We start from the raw sequence: 12,875 nt of genomic DNA on the forward strand, positions 1-12,875 counted from the left end.
TCGACTGAATGCGCAGAAGTTAGGCTGATTCGCAGGCTTGCAGGAGATCTGCCGAACGTTATTCGGCAGACGGACGAAAGGGGTGGGCGTGGACGAACTTGATTCGGCGATCATCCGCGAACTCCAGGCGGATGCGCGGCAGTCGAACCGGGACATCGCCCGCAAGGTCGGCGTCGCGCCGTCGACCTGCTTGGAACGGACGCGGCTGCTCCGGGAGCGCGGCGTCATCCGCGGGTATCACGCCGACATCGACCTGCGCAGCCTCAACCGCGGCGTGCAGGCGATGGTCTCGGCGCAGGTGCGGCCGCTGAGCCGGGAGGTGATCGACTCCTTCCAGCGTTCGGTCGCGGAATTGCCGGAGGTCCTTTCGGTCTTCGTCACCGCCGGCAGCGACGATTTCCTGATCCACGTCGCCGCGCAGGACGTCGATCAGCTCCACGCATTCCTGGTGGATCGGTTGGCGAAGCGCAAAGAGATCATCGGCTTCCGGAGTTCGATCATTTTCCGGCATCTTCGCAAGACCGAGCTGGAACCGCTTCCGCGTCGAATACCGGGTGACACCCCCTAGGTCTTCACCCTGGAATACGCGACACACCACCCCTAAGTACGCCCGAAATCCGAGACTTCGCATCGTAGGAGACGGAAACTGTCGGGGGTATGGGTTTCACTGTTCACAGCGGAAACGGAAAGGAGGCGCGCCATGGACGTTCGGACAGGCCTGAACCATCGTGAGCGGGCCACCCTGAGAGCCGTGGCCGAGGGCCACGCCGAGATCAGCTGCAGCTGCGAGCCGGATCTGTTCGTCGACGGCCTCGCCTGCTGCGACCAGCACACCGCGCATCGCCTCGCCCACCTCGGCCTGGTGCGGGCCGCGCGGGGCGGCCGGTGGGGCGAGCGTGTCCCCGCCCTGCTCACCGAGGCCGGAGCGGTGGCACTGAAAGGCGCCTTCCCGCCGCTGGCCGCGGCCTAAAAGCGTTTGCGGGTGCGCGCCGGGAGCGCCACGATCTCGTGATGCGTGTCTTTCTGGAGACCGAGCGGCTCGTGCTGCGGCAGTTCACCGGCGCCGACGTCGACGACCTGTTCGCGCTCTACGACGATCCCGAAGTCATGCGGTACCTCAATGGGGGCGAACCCGCCGACCGGGCGGAGATCGAAAACGTCGACCTTCCCGCCTTTCTCGGTTACTACGAGCGTTTCCCCGGTTACGGGTTCTGGGCGGCGATCGAGAAATCGAGCGGGGATTTCCTGGGGTGGTTCCATTTCCGCCCGCTGCGCGGCCATCACAACGACGATCCCGAACTGGGTTACCGGCTGAACCGGTCCTGCTGGGGCAAGGGGTACGCGACCGAAGGTTCGCTCGCGCTCCTGGAGAAGGGGTTCACCGAATTCGGGGCCAAGCGGATCTGGGCGGCGACCATGGCGGTGAACCTGGGGTCCCGGCGGGTCATGGAGAAGGTCGGGATGCGGCACGTCCGGACATATCACGAGCAGTTCGACCACCCGATCCCCGGCACCGAGGAGGGCGAGGTCGAGTACGCCATCACCCTGGAGGAGTGGCAGGCCCGCCCCCACCCGTGACCGAACCCGTCACTCACGTGCTCAGACCCGTAACTCGCGTGATCAGAGACGTAACTCGCGTGATCAGACGGCGAACTCGCGTGATTGGGCGGCGATCAGCGAGTTCCGCCTTCAATCACGTGAGTTACGCCTTCAATCACGCGAGTTCGCCGTTCAAGCACGTGAGTGACGGGTCTGGTCACGGGGCGGGCAGCCAGGTCTCGCCGATTTCCTCGGCGACGGCCTCACCGCCGGTCAGGTCGGCGAGCCAGGCGTGGAACGCGTCCCCCTGATCCGGCGCGAGCCCGACGTCGAAGTGCGCGACGTCCTCGAACCGCGTCGCGTGCAGCAGGTACGGCGACGAGCGGATGTCGTTCTCCAGCCGTCCGGCCCGGTCGTAGTCGACGACGACCTCCACCAGCCGCAGCCGCCGGTACTCCCGGACCCCGATGACGTCGACGGCTTCGGAGACCGCCTGGCCGTACGCGCGGATCAGACCGCCGGCGCCGAGCAGGACCCCGCCGAAGTAGCGGGTCACCACCGCGACGGTGTCGGTCAGTTCGCGACGGCGGAGGACCTCGAGCATCGGGGTGCCCGCGGTTCCTGCTGGCTCGCCGTCGTCACTCGATCGCTGGGTGCGTCCGTCGGTGCCCAACACGAACGCGTGACAGTGGTGCCGCGCCGCCGGATCGGCCTTCTTCCGGGCGGCGATCACCTCACGGGCGGCCTCTTCCGAGGTGACCGGCGCGAGCGCGCAGAGGAAGCGCGACCGCCGGATTTCGATCTCGTGGACCCCGGTACCCGCCACGGTGAGATAACGATCCGCCATCGGCCAAGCCTCTCAAACCGGGCAGGTCGCTCTGCCGTTCGGGCGATTCGACTCCTCACCCGGGGTCACCGCAACACCGGCGAAACCCACTCGACCGCGCGACCCAGGTCACACTTTCGGAGCAGCCTGGCAGCGGTAACCGCAGGTCAGAGCACTGATGCTCCACTCAGTGGACACGTCATTCCAGCCAGTGGGCAGATGATGTTTGAAGTCAACGCCCGCGTGGCATTTCCCACCCCGACCAAGCGACGTATGTCGATAACAGCGATTTCACACTATCGTCATAAGACCGGCGAACCCGGGAGTAACACGTGTACCCGCCAGCCACCCACCACAGCGGCAACGCGGCACCCACGTGCACAGCAGTACCGATATGCGCATCGGCCGCCCAATGCAGTGCGGCTCTACGAGGCCTGCCCCCGTTTCCGCGGGCGGGATCGTTCCCTCTCGACTGACCATCGCGGTCCCGGACCACTTCGTTAACTGGTTCACGTCCGAACCACCCGAACGGAGTGTTACCGGTCGCGCCGACGCCTTGGGAGGCGGCCAGCCGTGACCCACCATGCCAGCTACAAGGGCAGCAAGGCCCCCGAAGGCCTGTACGACCCGGAGTTCGAACACGACGCCTGTGGTGTCGCGTTCGTCGCCGATCTCTCCGGTAAACGCGATCACGGCATCGTCGCCAAAGCGCTGATCGCGCTGCGGAACCTGGAACATCGCGGGGCCCGCGGCGCAGACCCGGAGACCGGCGACGGCGCCGGGATCCTCATCCAGGTCCCCGACGAGTTCTATCGCGAGGTCGTCGACTTCGACCTTCCCGCGCCCGGCGCGTACGCCGTCGGCACGGCTTTCCTTCCGCAGGACGAAACCCGGCGCGGCCGCGCGATGACGACCATCCAGCGCGTCGCCGCCGAAGAGGGCATGCGCGTGCTCGGCTGGCGTGACCTTCCGGTCCACACCGAACACGTCGGCACCGGCGCGGCCGAGACGATGCCGTACTTCAGCCAGCTGTTCCTGGCGGGCAACGACGCGCTGGAGGGCCTGGCGCTGGAACGCGCCGCCTTCGTCGTGCGTAAACGCGCCGAGCACGAGCTCGTCGAAGATGACGTCTACTTTCCGAGCCTGTCCTCGCGCACGATCGTCTACAAAGGAATGCTCACCGAGCCGCAGGTCGAGAAGTTCTTCGCCGACCTCACCGACGAGCGCGTCACCAGCGCCATCGGCCTGGTGCACTCCCGCTTCTCCACCAACACCTTCCCGTCGTGGCCGCTGGCGCATCCGTACCGGTACGTCGCCCACAACGGCGAGATCAACACCCTGCGCGGCAACCGGAACTGGATGGACGCGCGTGAGGCGCTGCTCGAATCCGAGCTGATCCCGGGCGACCTCAAGCGCATCTACCCGATCATAACGCGCGGCGCGAGCGACTCGGCGTCCTTCGACGAGGTGCTGGAGCTGCTCCACCTCGGGGGTCGCTCGCTGCCCCACGCGGTGCTGATGATGATCCCGGAGGCCTGGGAGAACCATCAGGAGATGGACCCGGCGCGCCGCGCGTTCTACCAGTTCCACTCGACGCTGATGGAGCCGTGGGACGGCCCCGCGCTGGTCTCCTTCACCGACGGCACCCAGATCGGCGCGGTCCTCGACCGCAACGGCCTGCGTCCCGCGCGGTACTGGGTCACCGAAGACGGCCTCGTCGTCCTCGCCAGCGAGGTCGGCGTGCTGGAGCTGGAGCAGTCCACGATCGTCCGGAAAGGACGGTTGGAGCCGGGCCGCATGTTCCTCGTGGACACCGCCGCCGGCCGGATCGTCGAGGACGAGGAGATCAAGAACGACCTCGCCACCGAGCACCCGTACGACGAATGGGTCGAGGACGGCCTGCTCCCGCTCGCCGGGCTTCCCGAGCGTGAGCGCGAGATCCCGCCGCACGCCGCGCTCGTCCGCCGTCAGCAGGCCTTCGGCTACACCGAGGAGGAGCTCGACGTCCTGCTCGAACCGATGGCCCGCACCGGCGCGGAGCCGATCGGCTCGATGGGCAACGACTCCCCCATCGCCTCGCTGTCCAGCCGCCCGCGGCTGCTGTTCGACTACTTCATCCAGCTCTTCGCCCAGGTGACCAACCCGCCGCTCGACGCGATCCGCGAGGAACTGGTCACCTCGCTGGGCACCCAGCTCGGCGCGGAGCCGAACCTCCTGGAGGCCGACGCGAAGTCGTGCCGCCGGATCGTGCTGCCGTTCCCGGTGCTGGACAACGACGAGTTCGCGAAGCTGGTGCACGTCAACGACGACGGCGACCTGCCGGAGTTCCAGGCCGTCACCGTGCAGGGCACCTACGACGTCCACGGCGGCGGCGAGGCGCTCGTGCGGCGGCTCGACGAGATCCGCGCCGAGGTGTCCGCGGCCATCGCCGAGGGCGCGCGGCTGATCGTGCTGTCCGACCGCGGGATCGACGAAGACCACGCGGGTATCCCGTCGCTGCTGCTCACCGGCGCGGTGCACCACCACCTGGTGCGCGAGAAGACCCGCACGCAGGTCGGCCTCATCGTCGAGGCGGGCGACGCGCGCGAGGTGCACCACATCGCGCTGCTGATCGGCTACGGCGTCGCCGCGGTGAACCCGTACCTGGCGATGGCGACCGTCGAGGAGATGGCCGATCAGGGCCTGATCGCCGGTGCCACCGCCAAGCAGGCGACCGCGAACCTGATCAAGGCGCTGGGCAAGGGCGTCCGCAAGACGATGTCGAAGATGGGTGTGTCCACAGTGGCCTCCTACACCGGCGCGCAGATCTTCGAAGCGGTCGGGCTCGGCGAAGAGGTCGTCCAGAACTGCTTCACCGGCACCACTTCCCGGCTCGGCGGCGTCGGCTTCGACACGCTCGCCCTGGAAGTCGCCGAACGGCACCGCCGCGCGTTCCCGCGCGACGGGTTCCGGGCGAACCACCGCGAGCTGGAGACCGGCGCGGACTACCAGTGGCGCCGCGAGGGCGAGCCACATCTGTTCAACCCGCAGACGGTGTTCAAGCTGCAGCACTCCACCCGTGCCGGGAAGTACGAGGTCTTCAAGGAGTACACGAAGGCCGTCGACGACCAGGCGCAGAAGCTGTACACGCTGCGCGGCCTGTTCGACTTCAAGGTCGGACAGCGGCCCGCGGTGCCGATCGACGAGGTCGAGCCGGTCTCCGAGATCGTCAAGCGGTTCGCCACCGGCGCGATCTCCTACGGGTCGATCTCGGCGGAGATGCACGAAACCCTGGCCATCGCGATGAACCGCCTCGGCGGCAAGTCGAACACCGGTGAGGGCGGCGAGGATCCGGAACGGCTCTACGACCCCGAGCGCCGCAGCGCGGTCAAGCAGGTCGCGAGTGGACGGTTCGGCGTCACCAGCGAATACCTGGTCAACGCCGACGACATCCAGATCAAGATGGCGCAGGGCGCGAAGCCCGGCGAGGGCGGCCAGCTGCCCGGCGCGAAGGTGTACCCGTGGATCGCGAAGACGCGGCACTCCACGGCAGGGGTCGGGCTCATCTCCCCGCCGCCGCACCACGACATCTACTCGATCGAGGATCTGGCACAGCTGATCCATGACCTCAAGAACGCCAACCCGGCCGCGCGCATCCACGTGAAGCTCGTGTCCGAGGTCGGCGTCGGCACGGTCGCGGCCGGTGTCTCCAAGGCGCACGCGGACGTCGTGCTCATCTCCGGGCACGACGGCGGCACGGGTGCTTCCCCGCTGTCGTCGATCAAGCACGCGGGTGGCCCGTGGGAACTCGGGCTCGCCGAGACGCAGCAGACGCTGCTGGCCAACCGGCTGCGTGACCGGATCGTCGTGCAGACCGACGGCCAGCTCAAGACCGGCCGTGACGTCGTGATCGCCGCGCTGCTCGGTGCCGAGGAGTTCGGTTTCGCGACCGCGCCGCTCGTGGTGTCCGGCTGCATCATGATGCGGGTGTGTCACCTCGACACCTGCCCGGTCGGCGTCGCGACGCAGAACCCGAAGCTGCGCGAGAAGTTCAGCGGCAAGGCCGAGTACGTGGTGAACTTCTTCGAGTTCATCGCGCAGGAGGTCCGGGAGTACCTGGCGGAGCTGGGTTTCCGGTCCATCGCCGAGGCCGTCGGCCACGCGGAGATGCTCGACAAGCGCAAGGCGATCGACCACTGGAAGGCCGCCGGGCTCGACCTGACGCCGATCTTCCACGTGCCCGACATGGCCCCCGCCGGCCTGCGTCACCAGCAGACCGTGCAGGACCACGGGCTGGAGAAGGCGCTCGACAACACGCTGATCCAGCTCGCCGAGGGCGCACTGTCCTCGGGGGACAAAGTGCGGCTGGAACTGCCTGTCCGCAACGTGAACCGGACCGTCGGCACCATGCTCGGCCACGAACTCACCAAGCGGTGGGGCGGCGAAGGCCTGCCGGACAACACGATCGACGTGACCTTCACCGGTACCGCCGGCCAGTCGTTCGGCGCGTTCGTGCCCAAGGGCATCACGCTGCGGCTCTACGGCGACGGCAACGACTACGTCGGCAAGGGCCTGTCCGGCGGGCGGCTCATCGTGCGGCCGCCGAAGGTGGCGCGGTACAACGCCGAAGAGCACATCATCGCGGGCAACGTGATCGGCTACGGCGCGACCAGCGGCGAGATCTTCATCCGCGGCAAGGTCGGCGAGCGGTTCTGCGTGCGCAACTCGGGCGCGCTGGCCGTCGTCGAAGGCGTCGGCGACCACGGCTGCGAGTACATGACCGGTGGCCGCGTCGTCGTGCTCGGCGGCGTGGGCCGCAACTTCGCGGCCGGGATGTCGGGCGGCGTCGCCTACGTGCTGGACCTGCCCGCGCACCGGATCAACCCGGAGATGGTCGACATCGACCCGCTGGATTCGTCCGATGTGGACTTCCTCCGCGAGGCGCTCGAAAAGCATTACGACGAAACGGAGTCCGCGGTCGCGCGTGCACTGCTCGCCGACTGGGACGCCGCCGTCGACCGGTTCGGCAAGGTCATGCCGAAGGACTACAAGCGCGTGCTCGCGGCGCAGGCTGAAGCCGAGCGCGATGGGCGTGACGTGAACGAGGCGATCATGGAGGCCGCACATGGCTGACCCCAAGGGCTTTCTGACCACCACTCGCGAGACGCCCAAGAGCCGTCCCGTCGACCTGCGCCTGATGGACTGGCGCGAGGTGTACGAGGACTTCGCGACGTCGAAACTGCAGAAGCAGGCCGGACGCTGCATGGACTGCGGCATCCCGTTCTGCCACCAGGGCTGCCCGCTCGGGAACCTCATCCCCGAGTGGAACACGCTGACCTGGCGCGACGATTGGCGCGAGGCGGCCGAGCGGCTGCACGCGACCAACAATTTCCCGGAGTTCACCGGGACCCTCTGCCCGGCGCCGTGCGAGACGGCGTGTGTGCTCGGGATCAACGACGATCCCGTCACCATCAAGCGGGTCGAGATCTCGATCATCGACCGGGCCTTCGAAGAAGGCTGGGTCACGCCGCAGAAGCCGGTGGCGCTCACCGGCAAGAAGGTGGCGGTGGTCGGATCCGGCCCGTCGGGACTCGCCGCGGCGCAGCAGCTCACGCGCGCGGGCCACAGTGTCGTGGTCTTCGAGCGGGCCGACAAGATCGGCGGGCTGCTGCGCTACGGCATCCCCGAATTCAAGATGGAGAAGCACCGTCTCGATCGCCGTCTGGACCAGATGCGCGCCGAGGGCACGGAATTCCGGACCTCGGTGAACGTCGGCGTCGACCTCACCGTCGAGGAGCTGAAGTCGTCCTACGACGCCGTGGTCCTCGCCGGTGGCGCGACCGCGTGGCGTGACCTGCCGATCGACGGCCGCGAGCACGACGGCATCCACCAGGCGATGGAGTTCCTGCCGCACGCCAACCGGGTCGCCGCCGGTGAGCTGGACGTCTCGCCGATCAGCGCCGAGGGCCTCGACGTCGTCGTCATCGGCGGTGGCGACACCGGCGCGGACTGCGTCGGGACCTCGCACCGCCAGGGCGCGAAGTCGGTGACGCAGCTGGAGATCATGCCGAAGCCGCCGCTTTCGCGGTCCGACGCGCATCCGTGGCCGACGTATCCGATGATCTACCGTGTCTCGTCCGCGCACGAAGAGGGCGGCGAGCGGCTGTACTCGGTCAACACCCAGGAATTCCTGGCCGATGCCGATGGGCGCGTGCGCGCGCTGAAGCTGGTCGAGGTGCGCAACGAGGGCGGCAAGTTCGTCCCCGTGGAAGGCACCGAACGCGAACTGCCCGCGCAGCTGGTGCTGCTCGCGATGGGCTTCGTCGGCCCGGAGCGGGAAGGCCTGCTGGAGTCGCTCAACGTCGAGCTGGACCAGCGTGGCAACGTCGCCCGCGACAAGGCGTTCAAGACCAGCGTCGACAACGTGTTCGTGGCGGGCGACATGGGCCGCGGCCAGTCGCTCATCGTGTGGGCGATCGCCGAAGGCCGGTCCGCCGCGGCCGGCGTGGACGCGTTCCTCACCGGACGGGACGTGCTGCCCGCCCCGATCGCGCCGACCGACCGGCCCCTCACCTAGGCCGCGTCCGAAGTCCGAAGTCCGTGAAGGCCTCCTTGAGGGACCCTGAGTCCCTCAAGGAGGCCTTCACGGCCTGGGCCCACAGGCGCGGCGTGCGCGAAGGCGTAACTCGCGTGTCCCTCTGCGTGATCGGCGCATTGGTTCTTTCGAGTGAAAGAACCGCCAAAAGGGCGTACTTCCGGGTGATGACAGCGAGGTTTCGGTATCGGTTGTATCAAGGGGTAAGTCCCGTGCGGCGGCGGGGACCGGCAAGACCTGCCGGGGCCGCCGTACGGGTTCCCAAGAGGGGGTTCCTTGAACATGTCCGTCGATCTGACCGTGCCCTTGGAATGGAAGACCGCGACCGGCGACGCCGCGAAGATGCTCGAAGAACTACAGCCGAACATCCTCAAAGCCCACGCTCGCGACCATTTTTCCGCATTGTTCCTCCGTTTTTCGGAGCCCGCGAGCGCGATGACGTTCCTCGCCTCGCTCGTCCCGCTGATGAAGTCCGCGAAGACCCACCTGACCGAGGTCGAGCGCTTCAAGACCGAGGGCGTGAAGGGGTCGCCCTACGTCGGCACCGGGCTCACCTCGGCCGGCTACCGATTCCTGAACATCGAGGTACCGCAAGACGAATCCTTCCGTCAGGGCATGCGCGCGCAGGAGACCCGCGAGAGGCTGAACGACCCGCCCCGCTCCACCTTCGACAGCGGTTACCACGACGAGATCCACGCCGTCGTGATCATCGGCGACGGTGCCGACGCTCCGATGACCGCCCGCCGGAACGCGGTTCTCGCGCTGATTCCGTCGACCGTTTCCGTCGTCGCCGAGGAAACCGGATTGGGCCGGGTGAACGCCGACGGCGAGGGGATCGAGCATTTCGGTTACGTCGACGGCCGGAGCCAGCCACTGTTCCTGGTCGAAGACATCCACGCGGAAAAGACGAAAACGGACGGGATCAATGTCTGGGATCCGACCGCTCCGCTGAACCAGGTGCTCGTTCCGGATCACGCGGCTCCCGATCCGGAAGTCCACTTCGGCAGCTACTTCGTTTTCCGCAAATTGGAACAGAATGTGCGGCGATTCAAGCAGTCGGAAGAGGCGCTGGCGGATCGATTGGGACTCGTCGGCGAAGACCGGGAACGGGCGGGCGCGATGATCGTCGGCCGGTTCGAGGACGGCACGCCGGTGACCGCGCAGCGGGAAGAGGGCGCGGAAAGTCCGGTACCGAACAACTTCGACTACGGAAACGACGTCGCCGGCGCCAAATGTCCCTTCCAGGCGCATATCCGGAAGACGAATCCGCGCGGCAGCGGCGGCGCGGAGCAACCGCCGCAGGAACGCCTTCATCTGATGGTGCGGCGGGGCGTGCCATACGGCGAACGGGCCGACGATCCGAACGCCGACCTGCCGCCGTCCGCCCGGCCCAGCGGTGGGGTCGGCCTGCTGTTCATGGCGTTCAATTCGGTACTGGGCAACCAATTCGAGTTCACGCAGGCGACCTGGGCGAACAACCCCGGGTTCCCGATCCCGCCGGTGGGAGTCAAGCCACCGGGCCTCGATCCGGTCATCGGCCAGGGCCCGCGTCCGGAATCCGAGTACACCACGGAATGGGCGGGCGAGCGGACGGTGACCGCGGATCCGATCCCGCAGGCGGTGACGCTGAAGGGCGGTGACTACTTCTTCATGCCTTCACTCGCCTTCTTGCGCGGGCTCGGCGGGAAGAACTGATCTGGCGGGCGCCGGTCATACTGGGGGTGGTCGGCGCCCGCTTTCTCCCTTCTCTCCGTCCGTATCGCGACGCGTAGTACTTTGTCCGGTGCGGTGAGCGACATCGAGCTTCGGGGAGGGAGCTGGAGATGAATCGGCATGAACGGCTGACGGCTTTATTGGACATGGTGGGAGAGCGGGAAAAAGTCGACGTCGAGGTTTCGGCGGGCGAACTCGGCGTCTCCCCCGCGACGATCCGCCGCGACCTCGATCATTTGGCGGGCCGCAATCTCGTGGTCCGCACCCGCGGCGGCGCCGTCGCGAGCAATGTCGCCTACGACCTTCCGTTGCGGCACAAGGCCGCGCGCAACGCACCCGAGCAGCAACGGATTTCCGCGGCCGCGGCCAGAATGGTCGACCCGGGAATGGTGGTCGGCCTCAACGGCGGCACCACGAGCACCGAGGTGGGCCGCGCGCTCGCGACCCGGCCGGACATGGGCGAGGCGACCGGCGGGCCGTCGCTCACCGTGGTGACGAACGCGCTCAACATCGCCCACGAACTCGCCGTCCGGCCCAATATCAAGATCGTGGTCACCGGCGGGGTCGCACGGCAGCAGTCGTTCGATCTCTCCGGGCCGCTGTCGCATCTGTTCCTCGACCAGATCTCGCTGGATCTGGTGTTCCTCGGGGTGGACGCCTTCGACCCGGTGCACGGCGCGCAGGCGCACCACGAGGGCGACGCGAGCACGAACCGGCTGATGGCGGCGCGCGCCCGGCAGGTGGTCGTCCTCGCCGACAGCGGGAAACTCGGTGGTCACGCCTTCGCGAAGATCTGCGCGACCACCGACGTCGACGTCCTCGTCACCGACGGCCGCGCCGATCCCGAGCGGGTGCACGCCTTCGAAGAGGAAGGCGTGCGGGTGGTCAAGGCTTGAGCTTGTCCAGCGCCAGCAGGGCCGCGCCGAGCCTGCCCGCTTCGTCACCGAGCTGCGCGATCCGCAGTTCGGGCATCCGCTGGAACTGCAGGTTCGCCGCCAGCCACGCCCGCACCGGTTCGAGGACGTAGTCGCCCGCGGTGAACAGCCCGCCGCCGAGGACGACGACTTCGGGCGCGAGCAGGGTGACCAGGGTCTTGATGCCGTGGCCGAGCCCCTCGAGCGCGTCGTTGACCACGGAGATCGCGGCCTCGTCACCGTGGCGGGCGGCGTCGACGACCTGCTGGGCGCCTTCGGCCGGACGTCCGGTGTGCTCGCTGTAGCGGCGCGCGATGGCCGACGCGGAGGAGATCGCTTCGAGGCAGCCCGTCGCGCCGCAACCGCACAGCAGCCGGTGACCGACGTCGATATGCCCGATTTCGCCGCCTTGCCCGCCCGCGGCGTACAGCTTCCCGTCGAGCTGGAGCGCGGCCGCGATCCCGGTGCCGACCGGGATGAAGGCGGCGTCGGTGCAGCCCTTGCCCGCGCCGACCCGGAACTCCGCGAGCCCGCCGGCGCGGACGTCGTGCCCGAACGCGAAGGGCAGCCCGAGCCTGCTGTCGAGCAGCTCGCCGAACGGCACGTTCCGGAAGTCGAGGTTCGCCGAGAACCGGGCCACCCGCTCGACGTCGTCGACGATGCCCGGGATGACCACGCCGACGGCGTCCGGCGTCCCGGTCCCCGCCTGCTTGCCCAGCGTTTCCACGATCCGCGCGACCTGGTCGGCGAGTGCTTCGCCGTCCGCCCCGCGCGCCGTCGGCTCGCGCAGGCTGGCGAGGTCTTTCAGGTCCGCGTCGTACAGGGCCGCCTTGATGGACGTGCCGCCGACGTCGAGTGCCGCCACCGCAGGTGTCATAGCTGGATTTTGGCATGCGGGGGTCCGATTGGGTTCGGTCACATTGACCGGACGCTCCACGGCGACCTACGCTCGACCAGTTAGACGACGGCACCCGGAACGCGGTGAGAATCCGCGCGGTCGCGCCACTGTGACCCCGAGCCATCGGGGAAGCCAGACCCGGAGCCGTCGTGTCACCCCTGAAGAGGCCGCGCTAGCCCGAGGAGGTCCCACCGCCATGTCCGAAGCGGTAGCCGCAGTACCCGTCCCCGTCCGGATCCCCGTCCGCGAGATCCTGCCCTGGGCGGTGCTCGTCATCCTCCTTTCGCTGATCACGCTGTACTTCGTCAGCGCCGAGCAGGGTGCGGTGTCGGTGTTCGCGAACTCGTACGTCCACGAGTTCGTCCACGACGGCCGGCACCTGCTGGCCTTCCCCTGTCACTAGGGCGGCAA

The 12,875-nt window shown here is 68.0% G+C and carries 10 protein-coding genes; 8 read left to right on the forward strand and 2 right to left on the reverse strand.

All coding sequences use genetic code 11. The features are described 5' to 3' along the window. Window positions 1-88: 88 nt before the first annotated feature. The 3 genes from ACIRGA_RS17960 (at window position 89) to ACIRGA_RS17970 (ending at window position 1,578) form a co-directional block, all read left to right on the forward strand. Window positions 89-568 (forward strand): Lrp/AsnC family transcriptional regulator, encoded by a 480-nt coding sequence (locus ACIRGA_RS17960; protein ID WP_016332097.1) that lies wholly within the window; start codon window positions 89-91, stop codon window positions 566-568. Between the two features lie 132 nt (window positions 569-700). Continuing rightward, a complete protein-coding gene (locus ACIRGA_RS17965) occupies window positions 701-970 on the forward strand; it encodes a hypothetical protein (RefSeq protein WP_400942388.1) in 270 nt (89 codons plus the stop codon). Window positions 971-1,011: 41 nt separating this feature from the next. Then, window positions 1,012-1,578: a GNAT family N-acetyltransferase gene (locus tag ACIRGA_RS17970; protein ID WP_400942389.1), complete on the forward strand. Its 567-nt coding sequence runs from the start codon at window positions 1,012-1,014 to the stop codon at window positions 1,576-1,578. A 178-nt stretch (window positions 1,579-1,756) separates the two neighbouring features. Here the strand turns inward: ACIRGA_RS17970 and ACIRGA_RS17975 are convergent, their stop codons facing one another. Beyond that, window positions 1,757-2,386 carry a YigZ family protein gene (locus ACIRGA_RS17975; protein ID WP_400942391.1) on the reverse strand — a complete coding sequence of 210 codons (630 nt, stop codon included), beginning with the start codon at window positions 2,384-2,386 and terminating at the stop codon, window positions 1,757-1,759. 552 nt (window positions 2,387-2,938) lie between these two features. On the opposite strand from ACIRGA_RS17975, the gene gltB reads away from it, so the two are divergent. The 4 genes from gltB (at window position 2,939) to ACIRGA_RS17995 (ending at window position 11,548) form a co-directional block, all read left to right on the forward strand. Further along, entirely contained in the window at window positions 2,939-7,477 is a 4,539-nt protein-coding gene (gltB, locus tag ACIRGA_RS17980) for a glutamate synthase large subunit (protein WP_400942392.1), read from the forward strand. Continuing rightward, window positions 7,470-8,921, forward strand: coding sequence for a glutamate synthase subunit beta (locus tag ACIRGA_RS17985; protein WP_400942394.1), 1,452 nt, complete (start codon window positions 7,470-7,472; stop codon window positions 8,919-8,921). The genes gltB and ACIRGA_RS17985 overlap by 8 nt, the downstream gene beginning before the upstream one ends. A gap of 300 nt (window positions 8,922-9,221) precedes the next feature. Next, window positions 9,222-10,634: a Dyp-type peroxidase gene (locus tag ACIRGA_RS17990; RefSeq protein WP_400942396.1), complete on the forward strand. Its 1,413-nt coding sequence runs from the start codon at window positions 9,222-9,224 to the stop codon at window positions 10,632-10,634. Window positions 10,635-10,762: 128 nt separating this feature from the next. Next, entirely contained in the window at window positions 10,763-11,548 is a 786-nt protein-coding gene (locus ACIRGA_RS17995) for a DeoR/GlpR family DNA-binding transcription regulator (protein ID WP_400942397.1), read from the forward strand. Here the strand turns inward: ACIRGA_RS17995 and ACIRGA_RS18000 are convergent. Next, entirely contained in the window at window positions 11,538-12,431 is an 894-nt protein-coding gene (locus ACIRGA_RS18000; RefSeq protein ID WP_400942426.1) for an ROK family protein, read from the reverse strand. The genes ACIRGA_RS17995 and ACIRGA_RS18000 overlap by 11 nt on opposite strands. Before the next feature lie 229 nt (window positions 12,432-12,660). On the opposite strand from ACIRGA_RS18000, the gene ACIRGA_RS18005 reads away from it, so the two are divergent. Beyond that, window positions 12,661-12,867, forward strand: a complete 207-nt coding sequence (locus ACIRGA_RS18005) for a CbtB-domain containing protein (protein WP_034312940.1) — start codon at window positions 12,661-12,663, stop codon at window positions 12,865-12,867. The last annotated feature ends 8 nt before the right edge of the window (window positions 12,868-12,875 follow it).

The organism is Amycolatopsis sp. NPDC102389 (assembly GCF_044765885.1).
Taxonomy (GTDB): domain Bacteria; phylum Actinomycetota; class Actinomycetes; order Mycobacteriales; family Pseudonocardiaceae; genus Amycolatopsis.

Excerpts from the sequence above, each read along its gene's own strand:
- ACIRGA_RS17995 (WP_400942397.1), top strand. The coding sequence starts at position 10,763 with ATGAATCGGCATGAACGGCTGACGGCTTTATTGGACATGGTGGGAGAG.
- ACIRGA_RS17965 (WP_400942388.1), top strand. The coding sequence starts at position 701 with ATGGACGTTCGGACAGGCCTGAACCATCGTGAGCGGGCCACCCTGAGA.
- ACIRGA_RS18005 (WP_034312940.1), top strand. The coding sequence starts at position 12,661 with ATGTCCGAAGCGGTAGCCGCAGTACCCGTCCCCGTCCGGATCCCCGTC.
- ACIRGA_RS17990 (WP_400942396.1), top strand. The coding sequence starts at position 9,222 with ATGTCCGTCGATCTGACCGTGCCCTTGGAATGGAAGACCGCGACCGGC.
- ACIRGA_RS17985 (WP_400942394.1), top strand. The coding sequence starts at position 7,470 with ATGGCTGACCCCAAGGGCTTTCTGACCACCACTCGCGAGACGCCCAAG.
- ACIRGA_RS17975 (WP_400942391.1), bottom strand. The coding sequence starts at position 2,386 with ATGGCGGATCGTTATCTCACCGTGGCGGGTACCGGGGTCCACGAGATC.
- ACIRGA_RS17970 (WP_400942389.1), top strand. The coding sequence starts at position 1,012 with ATGCGTGTCTTTCTGGAGACCGAGCGGCTCGTGCTGCGGCAGTTCACC.